19 protein-coding genes are annotated in these 22,183 nt (G+C 73.2%); 14 read left to right on the top strand and 5 right to left on the bottom strand.

Features of this window, described 5'->3' with window-relative positions; genetic code table 11:
* Nucleotides 1-9: 9 nt before the first annotated feature.
* Nucleotides 10-1,437 (top strand): sensor histidine kinase, encoded by a 1,428-nt coding sequence (locus tag AC5L3C_RS09440; RefSeq protein ID WP_493648389.1) that lies wholly within the window; start codon nucleotides 10-12, stop codon nucleotides 1,435-1,437.
* Here AC5L3C_RS09440 and AC5L3C_RS09435 read toward each other — a convergent pair.
* Nucleotides 1,416-2,411, bottom strand: coding sequence for a TAXI family TRAP transporter solute-binding subunit (locus tag AC5L3C_RS09435; protein WP_493648388.1), 996 nt, complete (start codon nucleotides 2,409-2,411; stop codon nucleotides 1,416-1,418). The genes AC5L3C_RS09440 and AC5L3C_RS09435 overlap by 22 nt on opposite strands.
* An 85-nt stretch (nucleotides 2,412-2,496) precedes the next feature.
* Here AC5L3C_RS09435 and AC5L3C_RS09430 point away from each other — a divergent pair, with 85 nt between their 5' ends.
* The 4 genes from AC5L3C_RS09430 to AC5L3C_RS09415 all read left to right on the top strand — a co-directional run bounded on the left by AC5L3C_RS09430 (nucleotide 2,497) and on the right by AC5L3C_RS09415 (nucleotide 6,005).
* Nucleotides 2,497-2,928: a pyrophosphohydrolase domain-containing protein gene (locus tag AC5L3C_RS09430; protein ID WP_493648386.1), complete on the top strand. Its 432-nt coding sequence runs from the start codon at nucleotides 2,497-2,499 to the stop codon at nucleotides 2,926-2,928.
* A gap of 85 nt (nucleotides 2,929-3,013) precedes the next feature.
* A complete protein-coding gene (locus AC5L3C_RS09425; protein WP_493648384.1) occupies nucleotides 3,014-3,598 on the top strand; it encodes a DUF7010 family protein in 585 nt (194 codons plus the stop codon).
* 71 nt (nucleotides 3,599-3,669) lie between these two features.
* Nucleotides 3,670-5,187, top strand: a complete 1,518-nt coding sequence (gene miaB / locus AC5L3C_RS09420) for a tRNA (N6-isopentenyl adenosine(37)-C2)-methylthiotransferase MiaB (RefSeq protein WP_493648382.1) — start codon at nucleotides 3,670-3,672, stop codon at nucleotides 5,185-5,187.
* Between the two features lie 83 nt (nucleotides 5,188-5,270).
* Nucleotides 5,271-6,005, top strand: a complete 735-nt coding sequence (locus tag AC5L3C_RS09415) for a class III extradiol dioxygenase subunit B-like domain-containing protein (RefSeq protein ID WP_493648381.1) — start codon at nucleotides 5,271-5,273, stop codon at nucleotides 6,003-6,005.
* A gap of 77 nt (nucleotides 6,006-6,082) precedes the next feature.
* Here AC5L3C_RS09415 and AC5L3C_RS09410 read toward each other — a convergent pair whose 3' ends face one another.
* Both AC5L3C_RS09410 and AC5L3C_RS09405 read right to left on the bottom strand, forming a co-directional pair.
* A complete protein-coding gene (locus tag AC5L3C_RS09410) occupies nucleotides 6,083-6,355 on the bottom strand; it encodes an antitoxin (protein WP_493648379.1) in 273 nt (90 codons plus the stop codon).
* Between the two features lie 23 nt (nucleotides 6,356-6,378).
* Nucleotides 6,379-6,648, bottom strand: a complete 270-nt coding sequence (locus AC5L3C_RS09405; protein WP_493648377.1) for a hypothetical protein — start codon at nucleotides 6,646-6,648, stop codon at nucleotides 6,379-6,381.
* Between the two features lie 182 nt (nucleotides 6,649-6,830).
* Here AC5L3C_RS09405 and miaA point away from each other — a divergent pair, with 182 nt between their 5' ends.
* The 6 genes from miaA (at nucleotide 6,831) to hflX (ending at nucleotide 15,035) form a co-directional block, all read left to right on the top strand.
* The gene (miaA, locus tag AC5L3C_RS09400; RefSeq protein ID WP_493648375.1) at nucleotides 6,831-7,769 is read left to right on the top strand and encodes a tRNA (adenosine(37)-N6)-dimethylallyltransferase MiaA; all 939 of its coding nucleotides are present in this window, start codon (nucleotides 6,831-6,833) and stop codon (nucleotides 7,767-7,769) included.
* 108 nt (nucleotides 7,770-7,877) lie between these two features.
* The gene (locus AC5L3C_RS09395; RefSeq protein WP_493653795.1) at nucleotides 7,878-8,378 is read left to right on the top strand and encodes a hypothetical protein; all 501 of its coding nucleotides are present in this window, start codon (nucleotides 7,878-7,880) and stop codon (nucleotides 8,376-8,378) included.
* A gap of 47 nt (nucleotides 8,379-8,425) precedes the next feature.
* On the top strand, nucleotides 8,426-9,295 hold the full coding sequence (dapF, locus tag AC5L3C_RS09390; protein WP_493648373.1) for a diaminopimelate epimerase: 870 nt from the start codon (nucleotides 8,426-8,428) through the stop codon (nucleotides 9,293-9,295).
* A gap of 300 nt (nucleotides 9,296-9,595) precedes the next feature.
* Complete coding sequence (locus AC5L3C_RS09385) at nucleotides 9,596-11,752, top strand: RelA/SpoT family protein (RefSeq protein ID WP_493648371.1); 2,157 nt, start codon at nucleotides 9,596-9,598, stop codon at nucleotides 11,750-11,752.
* A gap of 100 nt (nucleotides 11,753-11,852) precedes the next feature.
* A complete protein-coding gene (locus AC5L3C_RS09380) occupies nucleotides 11,853-13,385 on the top strand; it encodes a M1 family metallopeptidase (RefSeq protein ID WP_493648369.1) in 1,533 nt (510 codons plus the stop codon).
* A 156-nt stretch (nucleotides 13,386-13,541) separates the two neighbouring features.
* Nucleotides 13,542-15,035 (top strand): GTPase HflX, encoded by a 1,494-nt coding sequence (hflX, locus tag AC5L3C_RS09375; RefSeq protein ID WP_493648367.1) that lies wholly within the window; start codon nucleotides 13,542-13,544, stop codon nucleotides 15,033-15,035.
* 90 nt (nucleotides 15,036-15,125) lie between these two features.
* On the opposite strand, the gene AC5L3C_RS09370 is transcribed toward hflX, so the two are convergent.
* Together AC5L3C_RS09370 and AC5L3C_RS09365 are read right to left on the bottom strand one after the other, a co-directional pair.
* Nucleotides 15,126-16,337, bottom strand: coding sequence for a trypsin-like serine peptidase (locus AC5L3C_RS09370; protein ID WP_493648365.1), 1,212 nt, complete (start codon nucleotides 16,335-16,337; stop codon nucleotides 15,126-15,128).
* Between the two features lie 128 nt (nucleotides 16,338-16,465).
* Nucleotides 16,466-17,686 (bottom strand): trypsin-like serine peptidase, encoded by a 1,221-nt coding sequence (locus AC5L3C_RS09365; RefSeq protein WP_493648364.1) that lies wholly within the window; start codon nucleotides 17,684-17,686, stop codon nucleotides 16,466-16,468.
* A gap of 367 nt (nucleotides 17,687-18,053) precedes the next feature.
* Between AC5L3C_RS09365 and AC5L3C_RS09360 the strand changes: the two genes are divergently transcribed.
* The 3 genes from AC5L3C_RS09360 to AC5L3C_RS09350 all read left to right on the top strand — a co-directional run bounded on the left by AC5L3C_RS09360 (nucleotide 18,054) and on the right by AC5L3C_RS09350 (nucleotide 22,055).
* Complete coding sequence (locus AC5L3C_RS09360) at nucleotides 18,054-19,214, top strand: aminotransferase class III-fold pyridoxal phosphate-dependent enzyme (protein WP_493648363.1); 1,161 nt, start codon at nucleotides 18,054-18,056, stop codon at nucleotides 19,212-19,214.
* An 85-nt stretch (nucleotides 19,215-19,299) separates the two neighbouring features.
* Nucleotides 19,300-21,489, top strand: coding sequence for an IucA/IucC family protein (locus AC5L3C_RS09355; RefSeq protein ID WP_493648362.1), 2,190 nt, complete (start codon nucleotides 19,300-19,302; stop codon nucleotides 21,487-21,489).
* Entirely contained in the window at nucleotides 21,384-22,055 is a 672-nt protein-coding gene (locus AC5L3C_RS09350) for a GNAT family N-acetyltransferase (protein WP_493653793.1), read from the top strand. The genes AC5L3C_RS09355 and AC5L3C_RS09350 overlap by 106 nt, the downstream gene beginning before the upstream one ends.
* Nucleotides 22,056-22,183 lie beyond the last annotated feature (128 nt).

Genomic DNA, 22,183 nt, shown 5'->3' with positions numbered 1-22,183 from the left:
CGGGGCCGGGTGCACACACGGCTGCTTCCGCTGCTCATCGTCCTGATGGCGGCCGTCCTCCTCGCCCTCGGCGTCCCGCTGGCCGTGAGCCTGGCCGGCGCGCAGCAGCAGAAGGTCGTCGTCGACCGGATCGACGACACGGCGCGGTTCGCCGCACTCGCCCAGTTCGTCACCGAGCCCGCCGACCCGGCCGGTGGCGACGTCAACGAGCGCCGCGAGACGCTCGACAGCGAGCTGCGCAGCTACCACGAGGTCTACGGCATCCGCGCGGGCGTCTTCTACCGCAACGACTCCCCCATGGCCCACGCCCCGGACGACTGGTTCCTGCCCCCCACGGGCGAAGTGCGCGACGCCTTCGCGGAGGCGCTGCTCAGCCGCCGCAGCCACGACCCCGAGCAGGTGTGGCCCTGGCAGGACCGCAGCCTGGTGGTGGCCTCGCCGGTCATCCGGGACGGCGACGTCGTCGCGGTGGTGGTCACCGACTCGCCGACCGGTCCGATGCGCTCCCGCATCCTGCACGGCTGGCTCGTCATCGCCGCCGGGGAGTCGGCCGCGATGCTGCTGGCCGTCGGGGCGGCGCTGCGGCTGACCGGCTGGGTGCTCCGCCCCGTACGGATCCTGGACGCCACCACCCACGACATCGCCACCGGGCGGCTGAAGTCCCGGGTCGCGGCGGCCGGCGGGCCGCCGGAGCTGCGCCGCCTCGCGCGGTCGTTCAACGAGATGGCGGACAACGTCGAGAGCGTGCTGGAGCAGCAGCGCGCCTTTGTCGCCGACGCCTCCCACCAGCTGCGCAACCCCCTGTCGGCGCTGCTGCTGCGCATCGAGCTGCTCGCTCTGGAGCTGCCCGAGGGCAACGAGGAGATCGCCTCCGTCCAGGCCGAGGGCAAGCGTCTGGCGCAGGTCCTCGACGACCTGCTCGACCTGGCGCTCGCCGAGCACAGCGAGGCCGACCTCCAGGTCACCGACATCGGCGCCGTGGCCGCCGAGCGCGTCGCGGCCTGGGCGCCCACCGCCGAGGCCAAGGGCGTCAGACTGACCGGCACCTGCCCGCCGACCACCGCGTGGGCCGACCCGGTGGCGCTGTCCAGCGCGCTGGACGCCGTCATCGACAACGCCGTGAAGTTCACCCCCGAGGGTGAGACCGTCGAGGTGAGCGTCGCTTCCAACGGCGACGTGTCGACCGTCGTCGTCACCGACAACGGTCCGGGGCTGACCGACGAGGAGCTGACCCGCGTCGGCGACCGCTTCTGGCGCAGCGGCCGGCACCAGAACATCAAGGGCTCGGGGCTCGGCCTGTCCATCTCACGGGCCCTGCTCGCGGCCGGGGGAGGCTCGATCGTGTACGAGCGTCACGAGCCGCACGGGCTGCGGGTGACCGTGACGGTGCCCAGGAACGCCCCCGCCGGGGCGGATCAGGGCTTGACGGACCGGTAGAAGCGGCGGGCGCCGTCGTGCAGCCGGAGCGGATCGGTGTAGATCGCGGTGCGGACGTCGACCAGCTGGGCGGAGTGAACGTGCGCCCCGATGTTGTCGCGGCTCCTGAGCACGATGCGGGTCAGCCACTCGGTGATTCGGGGGTCCGCGTCGGTCCGGGTGATCAGCAGGTTGGACACCGCCATCGTCGGGACGGCCGAGCCGAGCTGACTGCCCGGGTACGCCGACTCGGGCATGTTGGTGGCGCGGTAGTGGCGCGCGGCGCCGCCCTGCTCGTGGAGCTTCGACACCAGGCCGGTGTCGATCGGGACGAACCGTAGTCCGCCTTCCTCCGTGACCGCCCGCATGCCGTCCGTGGGCAGCCCGCCCGACCAGAAGAAGGCGTCCAGGCCGTGCCCCAGCCGCTCCGGTCCGGTGTCGATGCCGTCCGGGGAGGGCTCGATGTCCTTCTCCGGATCGATGCCGGCCGCCTCCAGCACCCGGTTGGCGATGAGCCGGACCCCCGACTTCGGCGGCCCTATGGCGACCCGCTTGCCCCGCAGGTCCTCGACGGTGCGGATGCCCGAGCCGCGGGCGACGGCGAGCTGCACGTAGTCGTCGTACAGCCGCGCCACCCCGCGCAGCCGGTCCGCCCCCGGCCGGTCGTCCAGGCGGTAGGTCTCGACCGCGTCGGCCGCGGCGATCGCGAAGTCGGCCTGGCCGGTCGCCACGCGGCGCACGTTCTCCTGGGAGCCGTCGCTCGTCTCCAGCCGCACCTCGAGGTCGGGCATGTGTGTGGCGAGCGAGGTGCGCAGCAGCTCTCCGTACTTCTGGTAGACCCCCGCGCGGGTGCCCGTGCTCAGTGTGATCGTCCCGCCGGGCGGCTCCTCGCTCCAGGGCGACTGCCACCACAGCAGCAGTCCGAGCGCCACGAAGGCGGCGACCGCGCCCCGCAGGGCCCGGCGCCGGCCGATGCGGGACAGCACGTGGGGCATGCGCGCGATCCTGCCAGCCCGGGTGCCCGCTGACCAGGGCGGAGCTCACAGCGGCCGGGCCGTGACCGGCCGCTACAGTCGCGGCATGAGTGCTTCCGCCGACCGCCGTACGAGTGCTTCCCCCGCCGAGCTGGTCCGTGAGTTCCACCGCGCCTTCGGCCTCGACGCGAGGGACGTACCGTCCGAGGTCTCGCCGGAGCTCGCCGCCCACCGCGGCGAGCTGCTCGCCGAGGAGGCCAGGGAGGTCGCCGAGGTGTCGGTGACGGGCCCGCTGGACCGGCTCGCGCACGAACTGGCCGACGTCGTCTACGTCGCGTACGGCACGGCGCTGGTCCACGGCATCGACCTGGACGCGGTGATCGCCGAGATCCACCGCTCCAACATGACCAAGCTGGGGCCCGACGGGCAGGTGAGCAGGCGTGCCGACGGCAAGGTCCTCAAGGGCGAGCACTACGAGGCGCCGGACGTCGCGGCGGTGCTGCGGCGGCAGGGGTGGGTGCCGAGCGAGGAGGCCTGAGCGGGCAGGCCGACAGAAGCTCTCGACCGTTCGTTCCTCACGCATATGTTCGATTCAGCCTCGGTGATCGCTGTGCGCTCCAGCCATGACGCGGACACAGCAGGTTCCGGCCACCGTCGGCGACGAGTGCGTCGAGCTCACCCGCCGGCTCCGGCGCCGGGGCACGGTCGTCCTCTCCGTCTTCGCACTGCTCTGGGCCTTCACCGGCGCCTCCGGAACCGGCACGGCGACGGACGTGGTGCCGGTGGCCCTGGAGGCGGCGGCCCTCCTCGTCACGGCGGTGGCGATCCGCCTCGGCCGCCGCAAGGACGCCGCCCCCTCGCCGCGGACCGTGAACCTGCCGGCGAACTGGGCGCGCGGCGTGGGCCTGGTCAACGCCGCCGAGGCGGTGGCCATCGCCGCAGTGATCGCCGCGACCGCCGGATCCGGCCATGTCCGGGCTCTCCCGGCCGCCGTCGCGCTCGTGGTGGGGCTGCACTTCTTCCCGCTCGCCCGCCTGTACGACCAGCGGGAGTACCGGTGGACGGGCGCCCTGCTGTCGGCGGTGGCCCTCGTCGGTCTCGTCCTGACCGCGGCCGGCCTGCCGCGGGAGGCCCTGCGCATCGTGGTGGGTCTGGGATGCGCGCTGGTGCTCTGGGGCACCGCGTACCACCTGGCCCTGAAGGGCTGACGGGCCGGCACTGAACGGCCGGCGGGCCGCGCGGCGGAAGGCTGTCACCGACACGGCCTACTCTTAAGGGCATGAGCAGCATCGACCGGAGCCAGTCAGTGGGCGGCACGCGCACCTACGAAGTACGCACCTACGGGTGCCAGATGAACGTCCACGACTCCGAGCGATTGTCCGGGCTGCTGGAGGACGCGGGCTACGTCCGCGCCCCCGAGGGCTCCGACGGCGACGCCGACGTCGTCGTCTTCAACACCTGCGCCGTCCGCGAGAACGCCGACAACAAGCTGTACGGCAACCTCGGCCACCTCGCCCCGAAGAAGGCCAGGCGGCCCGGGATGCAGATCGCGGTCGGCGGCTGCCTGGCGCAGAAGGACCGCGACACCATCGTGAAGCGGGCCCCCTGGGTGGACGTCGTCTTCGGCACGCACAACATTGGCAAGCTGCCCGTCCTGCTGGAGCGCGCCCGCGTCCAGGAGGAGGCACAGGTCGAGATCGCCGAGTCGCTGGAGGCGTTCCCCTCCACGCTGCCGACCCGGCGCGAGAGCGCCTACGCCGCATGGGTGTCCATCTCCGTCGGCTGCAACAACACCTGCACCTTCTGCATCGTCCCGGCGCTGCGCGGCAAGGAGAAGGACCGCCGCCCCGGCGACATCCTCGCGGAGATCGAGGCCCTGGTCGCCGAGGGCGTCTCCGAAATCACCCTGCTCGGGCAGAACGTCAACGCCTACGGCTCCGACATCGGCGACCGCGAGGCGTTCAGCAAGCTGCTGCGGGCCTGCGGGAAGATCGACGGCCTGGAGCGCGTCCGCTTCACCTCGCCGCACCCGCGCGACTTCACCGACGACGTGATCGCCGCCATGGCCGAGACGCCGAACGTGATGCCCCAGCTGCACATGCCGCTGCAGTCCGGCTCGGACCCGGTCCTGAAGGCGATGCGCCGCTCCTACCGGCAGGAGCGCTTCCTCGGGATCATCGAGAAGGTCCGGGCCGCGATCCCCCACGCGGCGATCAGCACCGACATCATCGTGGGCTTCCCCGGCGAGACCGAGGAGGACTTCCAGCAGACCCTGCACGTCGTCCGCGAGGCCCGCTTCGCCCAGGCGTTCACCTTCCAGTACTCCAAGCGTCCCGGCACCCCCGCCGCCGAGATGGACGGCCAGATCCCCAAGAAGGTCGTCCAGGAGCGCTACGAGCGGCTCGTGGCCCTCCAGGAGGAGATCTCCTGGGAGGAGAACAAGAAGCAGGTCGGGCGCACCCTGGAGCTGATGGTCGCGGAGGGCGAGGGCCGCAAGGACGACACCACCCGCCGGCTCTCCGGCCGCGCCCCCGACAACCGCCTGGTGCACTTCACCAAGCCGGAGCAGGAGGTGCGTCCCGGCGACGTGGTGACCGTCGAGATCACTTACGCAGCCCCGCACCACCTCCTCGCCGAGGGAGCCGTACTGGACGTGCGCCGCACACGCGCGGGCGACGCCTGGGAGAAGCGCACCGCCGAGAAGGCGGCGCGGCCCGCGGGCGTGATGCTGGGCCTGCCCAAGGTGGGCGTGCCCGAGCCGCTGCCGGCGATGACCGGGGGCTGCGCCGTCGACTGACACGACCGGCCCGGAGCCCGCGGCCCGCGCTGTGCGCACCGCTCGGCGGGGCGGGTCCGGGCCGCCGCAGTAGGCTGCTGATCATGCTTGTCGCCGCCGCAGTCTGCCCCTGTCCGCCGCTGCTCGTGCCCGAGGTCGCCGCGGGCGCCGCCGCCGAGCTGGACACCGCGCGTGCCGCCTGCACGGACGCGCTGGGCGTGCTCGCCGCCGCCCGCCCCGACCTGCTCGTCGTGGTCGGCCCGGCGGACGGTGCCGGGCCCGAGAGCTACCCGGAGGGCACCCCGGGGTCCTTCCGGGGCTTCGGCGTCGACCTGGACGTCACCCTCGGGCGGGGCGGGGCCGCGCCGGGAGGCCGCCTCCCGTACGGGCTCGCCGTGGGCGCCTGGCTGCTGGAGCGGACCGGGTGGACCGCGGCCCCGGTCGAAGGCCGGGGCGTGGGCGACGGTCTCACCGCCGAGCGGTGCCTGGAGGAGGGGGCGGCGATCGCCGGCCGCGCGGAGCGGGTGGCGCTGCTGGTGATGGGCGACGCCAGTGCCTGCCGCACGCTCAAGGCGCCGGGTTACCTGGACGAGCGGGCCGCGCCCTTCGACGCGGACCTCGCCCGTGCGCTGGGCGCCGCCGACACCGCAGCGCTGCGCGCGCTGGACGACGGGCCGGCGCGTGAGCTGAGGGTGTCCGGCCGGGCCCCCTGGCAGGTGCTCGCCGGGGCGGCCGCGGACGCCGGGGAACTGGACGGCACGCTGCTCTACGAGGACGCCCCCTACGGAGTGGGGTACATCGTGGCCGCCTGGACCCGGGCCGCGGTGCGGCAGCCGTAGCCGGATTGCCGGAACAGCGGCGGACGGCCGGGAGCGCCCGGGGTGCTCCGCGGCCGTCCGTCGTTGTGCCGCTCGGCTCAGGACGCGGGCGGCGGCCCGGCCGGCGGGGTGGTGCCGCCCTCCGAGCCCTGACCGGGGTCGTGCTTGTGCGCGAAACGGTCCACGGCCTCCTTGGCCTTGCCGGTGCGCGACTGGATCCGGTCGCTGTACTTGCCCTTGGTCCGCTTGTCGACGGTCTGCGCGGCCTTGTCCAGACCGTGCTGGATCCTGTCCTCGTGCTGCTGCGCGAGCCCGGAGACCTTGTCCCTGGCCGGGCCGATCCTGGCCTTCAGATTGTCCAGCAGACCCATGATGTACCTTCCCTCGCGGCCGTCTACGTGCGGGCGCCCTCACCGGCCTCGCTGCCGGCGGACTCGGAGGACTGCTGCTTGGGGATGTCGACGGACTCGCCGGAGCCGACCTCGTCGGCCTCCTTGGCCGTCGCTTCGACGGTCTCCCGCGCCTCGGCGGACCCCTGCGGCTCGGCGGACCCGGCCGCGTCGTCCGCTTCGGGACCGGTCGGCGCCGGGTCGGTCCGAGTCTCGGCGGCCCGCGTCTCCTCCGTGGTCTTCGACCTCCGAAAAAGTCGTGCAAAAACGCCCATATCCACTCCATACGTTACTCGTGCGGGCTGCATTCTGCGTGGCCCGGTGTGCCCATTCGTGTGAGCCGGGCCGTCGCCGCCGCGATCCGGCGGCAGGAACCTCGCAACGGGCAACGACCCGGTGGACATCACGTCACGTAACCCGTTCGAGAGCGTGCTGCGAGGTTTGCGAGACTGGGTCGGTGAGCAGCGCACCCCCCGCCCCCCGCGTCATCGCAGTCGTCGGACCCACCGCGGCCGGAAAGTCCGATCTGGGTGTTTTCCTGGCCCGTCGGCTCGGCGGTGAGGTCGTCAACGCCGACTCCATGCAGCTCTACCGGGGGATGGACATCGGAACCGCCAAGCTGACGCCCGAGGAGCGCCAAGGCGTCCCGCACCACCTGCTGGACATCTGGGACGTCACGGAGACCGCCTCGGTCGCCGAGTACCAGCGGCTGGCCCGGGAGCGGATCGACGCGCTGCTCGCCGGCGGACGCTGGCCCGTCCTGGTCGGCGGATCCGGCCTCTACGTCCGCGGGGCCGTCGACAACCTGGAGTTCCCCGGCACCGACCCCGGCGTCCGGGCCCGGCTGGAGGAGGAGCTCACCCTGCGCGGCTCGGGAGCGCTGCACGCGCGCCTCGCGGCGGCCGACCCCGAGGCGGCACGCGTGATCCTGCCGAGCAACGGCCGCCGCATCGTCCGCGCGCTCGAAGTGATCGAGATCACCGGAAGGCCCTTCACCGCCAACCTCCCGGTCCCCGACCCGGTGTACGACACCCTCCAGATCGGCGTCGACGTGGCCCGCCCCGAACTGGATCAGCGCATCGCCCGCCGGGTCGACCTGATGTGGGAGGCGGGCCTCGTCGAGGAAGTGCGCGCACTCGAGGCGCAGGGGTTGCGCGAGGGGCGTACGGCGTCGCGTGCCCTCGGCTACCAGCAGGTGCTCACGGCGCTCGCCGGGGAGTGCACGCTCGAGGAGGCACGGGCCGAGACCGTTCGTGCCACCAAGCGCTTCGCGCGCCGTCAGGATTCATGGTTCAGACGCGATCCCCGGGTGCACTGGTTGAGTGGGGCCGCGGAGGACCTCGCGGAACTTCCACGCCTCGCGATGTCGTTGGTCGAACGACCGGTTACAGCCTGATCACGTCCTGGCATCGGGACGCCCAGGCCGTCATCCGGGCCTGTGACACCGTGCCATCATCGAGCTTCGATCGACCAAGTGGAGTCCTAGTTGGGAGGGCGCGTGGCGATGGAGGCCGGCCCTCGCGACACCGCACACGGCACCGAGCCGCTCACCACCGAGCGGGGTGCACCGGAGCAGGAAACCGACCGTCTCAGCCCCGACGGGCCGGAGGAGACACCGGGCGGGGTGACCGACGACGGCCCCGGGCCCGACGAGATGTTCGCCGGCGGCGAGGTCGAGGTGGAGCTGCGCCCGCAGCGCCGGCTGCGCATCTGGCAGCTCGCCCCCATCGTCGGACTGGCCGCGGTCGGCTCCCTGATGTTCGCCTTCCCGCTCGCCTTCGACTTCGGTGAGAGCGGCGCGGTGATCGCCATGCTCGGGCTGCTGATCTGCTCGTGCTCGGCGGGCTGGGGCATGATGGCCGCCCGCAGGGTGGGCTACACCTGGCCCGGCCTCCCCGCCCGGGGGTCCGGACGCAGAGCCGACTGGCGGGTCGTGGCCGCCTACGCCGTGATGGTCGCCGCCGTGGTGGTCCTCGCGGTGATGCGGGTCGCCAGGCTCCGCTGACCGCACCGGGCGGCCGCCGGCACGCGGTGGTCTCGTACGATCGAGGAATGAGCACGCGGATCGCCTTCCTCAAGGGGCACGGCACGGAGAACGACTTCGTGATCGTCCCGGACCCCGAGAACGCCCTCGATCTCCCGCCGGACGCCGTCGCCGCCCTGTGCGACCGCCGCGCGGGCATCGGCGGCGACGGCCTGCTGCACGTCGTGCGGTCCGCGGCCCACCCCGAGGCGAAGGAGATGGCGGCCGAGGCGGAGTGGTTCATGGACTACCGCAACGGCGACGGCTCGGTCGCGGAGATGTGCGGCAACGGCGTACGCGTGTTCGCGCGCTACCTCCAGCGCGCCGGCCATGTCTCCGAGGGGGACATCGCGGTCGCCACACGCGGGGGAGTGAAGTCCGTGCACATCGCCAAGGACGGCGGCATCACCGTCGGCATGGGCCGGGCGCTGTTCCCTGACGGCGAGGTCACCGTGCGCGTCGGCGGGCGCAGCTGGCCCGCGCGGAACGTGAACATGGGCAATCCCCACGCGGTGGCGTTCGTGGCGGACCTCGCCCATGCGGGCAACCTCCTCACCCCGCCCCCGTTCAGCCCGGCCACTGCCTATCCGGACGGCGTGAACGTGGAGTTCGTCGTCGACCGCGGCCCGCGGCACGTGGCGCTGCGCGTGCACGAGCGCGGGGCGGGCGAGACCCGGTCCTGCGGTACGGGCGCGTGCGCGGTCGCCGTCGCCACCGCCCGCAGGGACGGCGCCGACCCGGCCGTGACCGGTACCCCCGCGACGTACACCGTGGACGTGCCCGGCGGCACGCTGGTGATCACCGAACGGCCCGACGGCGAGATCGAGATGACGGGTCCCGCGGTGATCGTCGCCGAGGGCGAGATTGACGACGAGTGGCTGAAGAACGCCCTTCGCTGACCGGAACGCGGTCGCACCTTCCCAGCCTCCGGCCCGCCCGATGATCACATCCGCAGGGCGGAGAGGATCTCCGGCTTGAGGATCAAGGCGGAGAACCGACCCGATGGCGTGAAAGCACCCCCTGATCGACCTTCGCTCGATGGGGTGATCCGTTTCACGATCGGCCGGAGGCGGCCAGCCCCACGGGGTCGGCCTCGGTAGCATCAAGCACCGGCCCGGACGGGGAAACGAACGCCGTTCCCTGCGCCCGAGTCCACCCTGGGGCACACCGTCCGCCGGTCCACGCAGCCGGAGGTGCCCATGAACGCGGAGGCCGTGAATCCAGCGACCCCAGGCTCTGTGACGTCTGGTCACACCGCACCCGCGGGATCCCGCAGGAAGACCCGCCCCCGTCTGGACCTGCGCCGCCTCGGCCGCGCCGCACTCCTCGGCACCACCGCCCGCGACCGGCTCCCCGACGCCATCGGACACGTCGTCGACGCCCACCGCGCCCACCACCCCGACGCCGACCTCGAACCCCTGCGCCGCGCCTATGTGTTGGCGGAGTCCTCCCATCGCGGCCAGATGCGCAAGAGCGGTGAGCCGTACATCACCCACCCGCTGGCCGTGACCCTCATCCTCGCCGAACTCGGCGCCGAGACCACCACGTTGACCGCCTCGCTGCTCCACGACACCGTGGAGGACACCGATGTGACGCTGGAACAGGTCGGCGAGCAGTTCGGCGAGGAAGTGCGCTATCTCGTCGACGGCGTCACCAAACTGGAGAAGGTCGACTACGGCGCCGCCGCCGAACCCGAGACCTTCCGCAAGATGCTCGTCGCCACCGGCAACGACGTCCGCGTGATGTCGATCAAACTCGCCGACCGGCTGCACAACATGCGCACCCTCGGCGTGATGCGCCCCGCGAAACAGGAGCGCATCGCCAAGGTGACCCGGGACGTGCTGATCCCGCTCGCCGAACGCCTCGGCGTCCAGGCCCTCAAGACGGAGCTCGAGGACCTGGTCTTCGCGATCCTGCACCCCGAGGAGTACGAGCACACACGGGAGTTGATCGTCCGCAACGCCGCCCGCGCGGACGACCCCCTCGCCGATGTCGCCGACGACGTGCGCAAGGTGCTCCGCGAGGCGGACATCACCGCCGAAGTCCTCATCCGGCCCCGCCACTTCGTCTCCGTGCACCGCGTGTCGCGCAAACGGGGACCGCTGCGGGGCGCCGACTTCGGCCGGCTGCTGGTGCTGGTGAACGAGGACGCCGACTGCTACGGCGTCCTGGGTGAACTGCACACCTGCATGACGCCCGTCGTCTCGGAGTTCAAGGACTTCATCGCCGTACCGAAGTTCAACCTGTACCAGTCGCTGCACACCGCGGTGGCGGGCGCGGACGGCCAGGTCGTCGAGGTCCTCATCCGCACCCACCAGATGCACAAGGTCGCCGAGGCCGGCGTCGTCGCCCTCGGCAACCCCTACGTCGCCCCTTCGGAGGAGCAGGCCACGAGCGACGGCGAGCGCGTCGACCCGACCCGGCCCGGATGGCTCTCCCGGCTGCTCGACTGGCAGCGGGCCGCGCCCGACCCCGACACCTTCTGGTCCACCCTGCGCGAGGACCTCGCCCAGGACCGCGAGATCACCGTCTTCCGCCCCGACGGGGGCACGCTGGGCCTGCCCGAGGGCGCGAGCTGCGTGGACGCCGCCTACGCGCAGTACGGCGAGGACGCCCACGCCTGCATCGGGGCGAGAGTCAACGGCCGGCTGGCGACGCTGAGCACGGTGCTGAAGGACGGCGACACCGTCCAGCTGCTCATGGGCCAGGACGCCGCCTCCGCCCCGTCCCGGGAGTGGCTGGACCACGCGCACACCCCGGCGGCGCGGATCGCCATCCAGCGGTGGCTCGCCGCCCACCCCGCGGCGGGAACCGAAGCGCCGGCCTCCTCCCGGCCGGCCGCCGACGACCCGGCCCCTGCGCAGGCTCCACAGGCCCCGGAGACCGCCCTCGGCCGTCCCGCCGCCGCCCAGGTGCTGACCTCCCAGGAGGGGGCCGCCGTACGGCTCGCCGGCTGCTGTACGCCCGTACCGCCCGACGAGGTGACCGGGTTCGCCGTGCGCGGGGGAGCGGTCACCGTGCACCGCACCGGGTGCGCCGCCGTGGCGCGGATGAAGGGCGCGGGGCGCGCGGAGGTCGGCGTGCGCTGGGGGGAGGGCGCGGAGTGCCGGGTCACGCTGGTGGCGGAATCGTTCGTCCGTCCGCACCTGCTCGCCGACCTCACCGAAGCCATGGCGGTCGAGGGCGCCGAGATCGTCTCCGCCACCGTCGAACCGCCCGAGCGCCAGCAGGTACGGCACACCTACACCGTGCAGCTGCCCGACGCCGCCCAGCTGCCCGCCCTCATGCGCGCCATGCGGGACGTGGCCGGGGTGTACGACGTGAGCCGCGCCCAGCGGCACGACCAGGGCGTCTGACCACGGCACGAAGCGGCCGAGCGGCGGTGTGATTACCCGATCGGGTGGGCCGAAAGCGCGCCGTCGCCGCAGCGCACGCGCGCGCTGATAGCCGTGGGACATGCCGCTCACCCCGCACCCCCTCGCCCGCCGCCGCAGCGCGGCCACGGCACTGCTCGCCTCCGCCGTCTCCGTCTGCCTGCTCGCCGCGAGCGCCCCCGCCGAACCGCTCGGCATCGGCGACCGCCTCTTCCCCCACCTGGGCAACCCCGGCTACGACGTGCTGGCGTACGACCTCGCCCTCAGCTACCCCGGCCGCAACGACCGGCCGCTCGAGGCCGTCACCACCATCGACGCCCGCGTCACCGCCCGCCTGGACCGGATCAACCTCGACTTCGCCCACGGCACGGTCCACTCGGTCGAGGTCGACGGCCGTCCCGCCGCCTTCACCGGCGCCGGCGAGGACCTGGTGATCACCCCCGAGGACGCTCTCGACGCGGGCGACTCCGCGCGTATCACCGTCCGGCACACCAGCGACCCGGTGCCCGGGGACCGCGAGGGCGGCTGGGTGCGCACCGCGGACGGCCTCGCCCTGGCCAACCAGGCCGACGCCGCCCACCTGGTGTTCCCCTGCAACGACCACCCCTCCGACAAGGCGATGTTCACCTTCCGGATCACCGCCCCCGAAGGCCACACGGCCGTCGCCAACGGTCTGCCCGCCGGTGTCGACCGCACTCGCGCGGCCACCACATGGACCTACCGGACGCGGCACCCCATGGCGACCGAACTCGCCCAGGTCTCCATCGGCCGCTCCACGGTCGTGCACCGCACAGGGCCGCACGGTCTGCCCCTGCGGGACGTCGTCCCCACCGAGCACCGCGCGCAGGCCGAACCCTGGCTGGCGAGGACACCGGCCCAGATCGCCTGGATGGAGGAGAAGGCCGGGCACTACCCCTTCGCGACCTACGGCCTGCTCCTGGCCGACGCGTCCACCGGCTTCGCCCTCGAGACCCAGACGCTCTCCCTCTTCGAACGGGAGCTGTTCACCGACCCCGCCCTCCCGGAGTGGTACGTCGAATCGATCATGGTGCACGAGCTGGCCCACCAGTGGTTCGGCAACAGTGTCGCCCCCCGCACATGGTCGGACCTGTGGCTCAACGAGGCGCACGCCACCTGGTACGAGGCGCTGTACGCCGAGGAGCGGGGCGGACGCTCCCTCGAAGCCCGGATGAGGGCCGCCTACGAGGCATCCGACGCCTGGCGCGCGGCGGGCGGACCGCCCGCGTCGCCGAACCCCCCGGAGCCAGGCCGCAAGATCGGCATCTTCCGGCCGAACGTCTACGCCGGCGGCGCACTCGTGCTGTACGCCCTGCGCCAGGAGATCGGCCGCACCGCGTTCGAGCGCCTGGAACGCGAGTGGGTCACCCGCCACCGCGACGGCACGGCCTCGACCTCCGACTTCGTCCGTCTGGCCTCCGACGTCGCCGGACGCGACCTGTCCGGCTTCCTGCACCCCTGGCTGCACGGCACCACCACCCCGCCGATGCCCGGCCACCCGGAGTGGAAGGCCGCGAACCGCGACGCCCGGCCCTCCCTGCGCCCGGTACCGTCCCCCCACCTGCCCGTGCGTCGAGCGGACGCGGAACGGGAATAACACGGTGACGAGACGGGCCGTACCGTGCGACCATCGTCAGGTCCGCACCCCACGGGGCACGGGAATCTCCCGGACCACCCGGACGTTGTGGACAGTGACGGAAGGTCCCCCGGACCGGCTCCGTCACAGCAGGCTCACCGACGACGTAAGGATCCAATGACCTCCTCTTCTTCCCCTTCCCAGGACACCAAGCGCCTCGCGCACACCTATCCCGACGGTCTTCGGGCCGATGCCCTGATGGAAGAGGACGTCGCCTGGAGCCTCGAGATCGACGGAGAGCGGGACGGCGACCAGTTCGACCGCTCCGAGCGCGCGGCCCTGCGCCGCGTGGCCGGGCTCTCCACCGAGCTCGAGGACGTCACCGAGGTCGAGTACCGGCAGCTCCGCCTGGAGCGCGTCGTGCTCGTCGGGGTGTGGACCTCGGGCACCGCGCAGGACGCGGAGAACTCCCTGGCCGAGCTCGCCGCCCTCGCGGAGACGGCCGGCGCCCTCGTCCTCGACGGCGTGATCCAGCGCCGCGACAAGCCCGACGCCGCCACCTACATCGGCTCCGGCAAGGCCGAGGAGCTGCGCGGCATCGTGCTCGACTCGGGCGCGGACACCGTCATCTGCGACGGTGAGCTCAGCCCCGGCCAGCTGATCCACCTCGAAGACGTCGTCAAGGTCAAGGTCATCGACCGTACGGCCCTGATCCTCGACATCTTCGCCCAGCACGCCAAGTCCCGAGAGGGCAAGGCGCAGGTCGCGCTCGCGCAGATGCAGTACATGCTGCCGCGGCTGCGCGGCTGGGGCCAGTCGCTGTCCCGGCAGATGGGCGGCGGCAAGGGCGGCGGCCTCGCCACCCGTGGCCCCGGTGAGACCAAGATCGAGACGGACCGGCGCCGGATCCGCGAGAAGATGGCGAAAATGCGCCGGGAGATCGCGGAGATGAAGACCGGCCGCGAGATCAAGCGCCAGGAGCGCAGGCGCCACAAGGTGCCCTCCGTCGCCATCGCGGGCTACACCAACGCCGGCAAGTCCTCGCTGCTCAACCGGCTCACGGGCGCGGGCGTCCTGGTAGAGAACGCCCTGTTCGCGACCCTCGACCCGACTGTGCGCCGGGCCGAGACCCCGAGCGGCCGGCTGTACACGCTGGCCGACACGGTGGGATTCGTCCGGCACCTGCCGCACCACCTGGTCGAGGCGTTCCGCTCCACCATGGAGGAGGTCGGCGACGCCGACCTGATCGTGCACGTGGTGGACGGTTCGCACCCGATCCCCGAGGAGCAGCTCGCCGCCGTACGCGAGGTGATCAGGGACGTCGGCGCCACCGACGTACCCGAGATCGTCGTGATCAACAAGGCCGACGCGGCCGACCCGCTGACCCTTCAGCGGCTGCTGCGGGTGGAGAAGCGCTCCATCGCGGTCTCGGCGCGCACCGGCCAGGGCATCGAGGAGCTGCGCGCGCTCATCGACAACGAGCTCCCCCGCCCGTCGGTGGAGATCGAGGCGCTCGTGCCGTACACCCACGGCAAGCTGGTCGCCCGCGCCCACGACGAGGGTGAGGTGATCTCCGAGGAGCACACCCCGGAGGGCACCCTGATCAAGGTCCGGGTGCACGAGGAGCTCGCGGCGGAACTCACGCCGTACGTTCCCACCCCGGCCGGCTGATCACACCGGCACCGGTACCAGCACCACGCGCAAGGCCCGCCCCCCGCTCACCGCGGGGGGCGGGCCTTGCGTGTGCGCCGAGCGTGCCGGTCACTGACCGCCGTAGGTCTTGCTCATGTGCCGATACAGGGCCTCGGCGTCCTCACCCAGCTGCGGGCCCGCCAGCCAGGTGTTGTCCGTCGGGCCGATCGAGGTGTTGGAGACCAGCACCGTCTCGCCGTCGCGCACCCGGAACCAGCCGCCGCCGGAGGAACCGCCGGTCATCGTGCAGCCGATGCGGTACATGGACGGCAGATCGGACGCCAGCGAGAACCGGCCCGGAGCGTCCAGGCACTTGAACATCTGCAGGCCGTCGTAGGGCGGCGCGGCCGGGTAGCCCCAGGCACCCATTCTGCCCGCCTCGGCCGCGGAGGGGGCGGAGAAGTCCACGTCGAGCGCGGCGCCCACCGTCTCCTCCAGCGACTTGCTCCCCTGCTCCGGCTTGACGTGCAGCACGGCGTAGTCGTACGCCGCGCCGTCACCGCCGGTGTGCGAACCGCCCTGGATCCAGCCGTTCGAGGTCGACGCCCAGTCCGCCCACCAGTTGCCGTAGGGGGCGACCTCGGAGGCGCTCGCGTTGCCCAGGTCGGCCGCGGACTTGCCGAGGTCGTTGTAGGCCGGGACGAAGACGAGGTTCCGGTACCAGCCGCCGTTGCCGCCGGCGTGCACACAGTGCCCGGCCGTCCAGACGAGATTGGACTTGCCCGGGTGGTTCACGTCCTTGACGACCGTTCCGGAGCAGACCGCGGGACCCTCGGGCGAGTCGAAGAACACCTTGCCGACCGGCGCCGCGTTCTCGTGGTAGGGCGTCTTCTCCGCCTCCGCACGGACCGCGGCGGGCTCCGGATCGCTGAACCCCCGGGCCGCCGAGGCGTCCTTGACGGTGACGGTCTTGTCGGCCTCCTCCGCGGACCGCATCCGGTCGGGCTTCCACAGGCCCTCGATCACCGGATTGACGAAGTCCTCGGCCTCACGGAGCCACTTGTCCTTGTCCCAGTCCTCCCAGCCGCCGTTCTTCCACTTGTCGACGTCGATCCCGTGCTCCTTGAGCCGGTCCGCGATGTCGGACGGGGCCCGCACCCCGCCGCCGTCGCTGTCGGCCGCCTGCGACGTGGTGGCGCCGGGTTTGTCGCTCGCCCGGTCCTCCTCGGAACCGCCGCACGCGGTGGCGGTGAGCGCCAGGGCGGCGACCAGCCCGGCGGCGGCGAGGACGGTACGACGGCGTCCCCGCCCGCGCGAAGCGGACGTACGTGTACAGCGCATGGTGAGATGACCCCCGTTGCGATGAATGAATGCCGTGCCGCGCACGCGTCTTCCGCACGGCCGGGACGCGGCACGCCCGGCGCGGCGTCCGGTCCGGGCGCGCGGCGCTCCCGGACCGGACGAGCCGGTCACTGCCCGGCGAACTTCTCACTGACGGCGTCGTACACGCCCTTGGCCTCCTCACCCAGCCGCGGTCCGGCCAGCCAGCCGGAGGTCACCGGGCCGATGGAGGTGTTGGACACCAGCGCGGGCTTGCCGTCCGAACCCTTCGCGACCCAGCCGCCACCGGACGAACCGGCGGTCATGCTGCACCCGATGCGGTACATCGTCGGGTCGGAGGCGCTGATCGACAGCCGGCCGGGCTTGTCCGCGCACTGGTACAGCGTCTGGCCGTCGTACGGCGGAGCGGCCGGGTAGCCGGTCGCGGTCATCTCCGCCACCTTCGACACGGCGGGGACGGCGAAGTCCACCGGCAGCGCGGAACCGACCGTCTCCTCCAGCGACTTGCCGCCGCTGCCCTTCTCCGGCGTCACGTGCAGCACAGCGAAGTCGTACGCGGCGCCGTCACCGCCCGTGGCGCCGCCCTGCTCGATCCACTGGTCCGAGGTCTGCACCCACTCGCCCCACCAGACACCGTGCGGAGCGATCTCCTCCTTGGAGGCGCTCTCGAGCTCCTTCGCCGTCATGCCCGAGTCGTTGTACGACGGCACGAACGCGATGTTGCGGTACCAGCCGCCCTTCTTGCCGGCGTGCACGCAGTGGCCCGCCGTCCACACCATGTTGGACTTGCCCGGGTTGGCCGGGTCCTGCACCACGGTCGCCGAGCAGACCATCGTCCCCTCGGGGGAATCGAAGAAGACCTTGCCGGCGGTGGGGGCGTTCTCGCTGTACGACGGCGGTACGGCCTTCGCCTGCACCGGCTCCGGAGCCGGGTCGGTCACGCCCTGGTCACCGGAGATGTCGCTCTCGTCGACACCCTGGTCCGGTTCCTCGGCGTCCCGCATGCGGTCCGGGTCCCACAGGCCCTCGATGATCGGGTTGACGAAGTCCTGGGCCTCGCGCAGCCAGTCGTCCTTGTCCCAGTTCTTCCAGGCGCCGTCCCGCCACTTGTCGAGGTCGATCCCGTGCTCCTTGAGCCGGTCCCTGATGTCGTCCGGGATCTTGAGCTTGCCGTCGTCGGCGGCGGCGGTCGCGGAGGTGTCGGCGCTCGCGTCGGTGTCGCCCGAGTCGCAGGCGGTGGCGGTGAGCGCGAGCGCGGAGGCGAGTGCGACGGAGGCCAGAACGGGGGAGGTGCCGCGCCGTGCCCTCCTCCCTCTGCGGGTGCTGGACGACGGCCGTATGGATCGCATGATCTGACTCCCCCTGAAATGAACGAAGATGGTGCTTCGGCCACCCGCACACCCGCGAAACGTGACGAGTTCACGGGAGCTCCGACGGCCTTCGGGAACGGCACCACACACTATGCGCTCGCTGTGGGGGACGTCCGACGGAACGGCAACGGTTCAGCTACAAGCCGTCTGACCTGGCCAATCGTCCGCAGATCGGCCGATTTGAGGGGGGCGTGCGGTGTGCCGGCCGCCGCCGCCCGTGCGCCCGTGGATCCCGCAGCGACCCGTAACCCCGTCGGCGGCCCGGGGTTGGGAACGGTGGGGGACCGCGGATCGCGCGGAGTCCCCCTGCCCGTGGTGCGGCGCGAGCGGTGGAGGACGCAGGACGGTGGCGGAATCGACGTATGGCGGGCCGGAGGCCGGGGTGCTGCCGATCGTCCCCGTGAGAGCGCGGGGGATGACCATCGAGGGCGCGGACGGCCGCCGTTACCTGGACTGCCTCTCCGGCGCGGGCACCCTCGCCCTCGGCCATAACCACCCCGTGGTGCTCGAGGCGATGCGCCGGGTCATCGACTCGGGCGCACCGCTGCACGTCTCCGACGTGGCGACCCCGGTCCGGGACGCCTTCGTCGCCGAGCTGTCCCGGACCCTCCCGCCCGGGCTCGCCGGCCGTGCGCGCGTGCGGTTCTGCGGGCCGGCCGCCGGTGACGCCAGGGCGACCGCGCTCCACGCGGTGCGCGCGGCGACCGGTCGCGGCGACGTCCTGGAGCTCACCGACGCGCTCTTCTGGAGCGGAGGGGAGCGTGCGGGTGGCGGGGCGCTCCCGGCGCCGGGCACACGCGCGGCGCGTGAGCCGTGCGCGCCGCGCGGTCCGCGTGCGCCGTGCCCTGTGGTCGCCGACGAGACCCTGACGGGACTCGGGCGCACCGGTGCCTTCTGGGCCGTGGAGCACAGCGGCAGCACGCCCGACGCGATGGTGCTGTCCGCGGCCGCCGGGGGCGGTCTGCCGCTGGCCGTCGTGGTCCACCGCGACGACATCGACGTGCGCGACGGCACGCGCGACGCCCCCACGGGCAATCAACTCGCCATGGCGGCGGGCACCGCGACCCTCGCCCACGTGCGGGAGAACCGCCTCGCCGACCACGCGGCGGCCCTGGGCACGCGCATACTCGCCCGGCTCCGGGCACTCGCCGAGGAGCTCGGTCGCGTCCGGGAGGTGCGGGGGCGGGGGCTGCTGATCGGGGTCGAACTGGCGGACGAGGTGCGGGAGCGCGGCGACGGCTCCGGGGCGGCTCCGCGGGCTCCGGGGCTTCCGGCCGCCGTCCGGCGGGAGTGCCTGCGGCGCGGTCTGCTCGTCGACGTGGGCGGCCCCGGCGGGCGCGTCGTACGGCTGCTGCCGCCGCTGACGATCACGGACGAACAGGCCACCGCCGTCCTGGACCGGTTCGCCGACGCACTCCACGCGGCGGTACACGACCGCTCCGCTCCTCGCGGACTGCCGCGCGGGGAGTCCCGCGCACCGCGCGGCGGTCGCGTCCGGGCCGGCTGACACGGGCCGCCCGTCCGCTGCACCGCTTCGGCCGCACCCGCCCTGCCGCACTTCCGACCCCCCGCGCCTTCGACGAGGACCCGCCATGCACACGACCCCCGCACCGGCCGACCGCGCGCGTTCCGCGGTTCCGCAGCAGGAGAGGAGGCCGTCCGGCGCCGCACGGCCCGCCGACACGGACCAGCCCGACCCGCTCGGGGCTGCACAGGCCGCGGCCCTCGACAATCTCCTGCGCTGCTGGGTACGGGAGACCGGCCTCCCCGCGCCGGACGGTGACGTCCTGCGCATCGCCCTGCCCGCCAGCGGCACGGCCCTGCTCGTCCCCGTCCGGTACTGGTCCCCGACGGGCCTGCACCGCTTCGGGCCCCCGCGCCTGGCCGGCACCCCGGAACCAGCCGCCCCGGTCGACGCCGTCCTGCTGACCGCCCTCCTCGCCAGGGAGGGCGGCGCAGGTGTGGAGGCGGGGGGTGCGGGGGTCGGGGCTGGTGCGGGTCCGGGTCCGGGTGGTGCGGGGGTCGGGGATGGTGCCGGGCCGGATGTCGGGGGTGCGGGGGTCGGGGATGGCGCGGGTCCCGACGCCGAGGGTGCGGCGGTCGGGGATGGTGCCCGGCCGGATGTCGGTGGTGCGGCGGTCGGGGGCGATGCGGGGCCCGATGCCGGGGATGCGGGGGTCGGGGCTGGTGCCGGTCCGGGCGCCGAGGGTGCGGCGGTCAGGGATCGTGTCGTGCCGGGTGCCGGGGATGCGCCCGTCGGGGCCGGTGGCGGGCCGGAGAGGGTGCGCTCACCGCGCGGTGGCGGTGTGCGCCTTCCCTCCGCGCCGCCCCCGGTGGGCGCCGGCACCGATCTCGTCGCGCGCGTCGCCGACTCCGTCCGGCGTGTCGCCGTCTTCCTCGCCGAACGGCGCAAGGACCCGGCCGACCCCCACCCGGACCTCTTCCTCGCCGCCGAGCAGGCGCTCCTCCTGGGCCACCCGCTGCACCCGGACCCCAAGAGCCGTGAGGGCCTCTCCGACGCCGAGGCGGAGCACTATTCACCCGAGCTGCGCGGCTCCTTCCCGCTGCACTGGCTCGCGGTCGCCCCCTCCCTGCTCGCCACCGACTCCGCCTGGACCGAGCGTGGACGCCCCGTCACCGCGCCCCGCCTCACCGCCCGGCTCGCCGGTGCCGGTCTGCCCCTGCCCGACGGATACGCGGCCCTCCCCGTGCACCCCTGGCAACTGCGCCACGTCCGCCACCGCCGGGAGACCGCGGCCCTCCTGGACACCGGACTGCTCCGCGACCTCGGCAGCCGGGGCGCCCCCTGGCACCCCACCTCCTCCGTGCGCACCGTCCACCGCACCGGCGCCCCGGCCATGCTCAAGCTGTCGCTGGCCCTGCGCATCACCAACTCCCGGCGGGAGAACCTCCGCAAGGAACTCCACCGGGGCGTCGAGGTCCACCGCCTCCTGCGCACCGGACTGTCCCAGCAGTGGCGGGCCGCGCACCCCGGCTTCGACATCGTCCGCGACCCGGCCTGGGTCGCCGTGAACGCGCCGGACGGCGACCCCGTGCCCGGGCTCGACGCCGTGATCCGGCACAACCCGTTCCGGCCGCACGACGACGTCGTCTGCGTCGCCGGACTCGTCTCGCCGCGCCCCCGGCCCGGCGGGGGCGCCATGCGGTCCCGGCTGGCCGAGATCATCACCCGCCTCGCCGCTCGCACGGGCCGGCCGCCGGGGGCCGTCGCCGCCGAGTGGTTCCTGCGCTACCTCGAGCACGTGGTCCGGCCCGTGCTGTGGCTCGACGCAGCGGCCGGCATCGCACTGGAGGCGCACCAGCAGAACACCCTGCTCCTGCTGGACGCCGACGGCTGGCCGGCGGGCGCCCGCTACCGGGACAACCAGGGCTACTACTTCCGCGCGTCGCGCCGCGCGGAACTCGACGCCCGGCTGCCCGGCATCGGTGAGCACAGCGACACCTTCGTGCCCGACGCGGTCACCGACGAACGCTTCGCCTACTACCTGGGCGTCAACAACGTCCTGGGGCTCATCGGTGCCTTCGGCTCCCAGGGCCTCGCCGACGAAGCGCTGCTGCTCGCGGCCTTCCGCCGCTTCCTCACCGAGGTCCGCGCCGGACCGGCCCGGAACCGTGGCACCGTGCCCGCCCGCCTGCTCGACTCCCCGCTGCTGCGCTGCAAGGCCAATCTGCTGACCCGGCTGCACGGTCTCGACGAACTCGCCGGCCCGGTCGACACCCAGTCCGTCTACGTCACCATCGCCAACCCTCTGCACTCATGACCCCGGGCACCGTCACCGCGTGGGGCCCGGCCCACACCCCCGCGGGCCTGTTCCGGCTCGTCCCCGTGCGGCTGGAACGGGATCTGGCCCTGCTCGTCCGGTGGATGAACGACCCGGCCGTCGCCGCGTTCTGGGAGCTGTCCGGGCCACCGGCACGCACGGCGGACCACGTACGGGCCCAGCTCACCGGCGAGGGCCGCAGCGTGCCGTGCCTCGGCGTCCTCGACGGCACGCCGATGAGCTACTGGGAGATCTACCGCGCGGACCTGGATCCGCTGGCCCGTCACTACCCGGCCCGGCCCCTCGACACCGGCCTGCACGTCCTCATCGGCGCCCCGGGCGACCGGGGGAGGGGCCTCGGCAGCCTCCTGATCCGCACCGTCGCCGACCTCGCGCTCGACCACCGGCCCCCCACACCGCGCGTCGTCGCGGAACCCGACCTGCGCAACACCGCCTCCGTCGCCGCGTTCCTCACGGCAGGCTTCCGCTTCTCCGCCGAGGCCGATCTGCCCGGCAAACGGGCCGCCCTCATGATCCGGGACCGCTCCCTGCGCCGGCTGCTGTAGCGCCAGGCACGCCCGCCCCTCCGTGTCGCACCCTCCGCTTCCCCCGCCCCGACCCGAGGAGATCCGTCTTGATCGCATCCCCGGCTTCCGCCGTGATCGCACGAATGTCAGTGCCGGGTCGTAGGGTG

It is taken from the genome of Streptomyces speibonae (assembly GCF_984686075.1).
The sequence above is the reverse complement of the archived record's forward strand: the minus strand, read 5'-3'. Positions and strand labels throughout refer to the sequence as shown.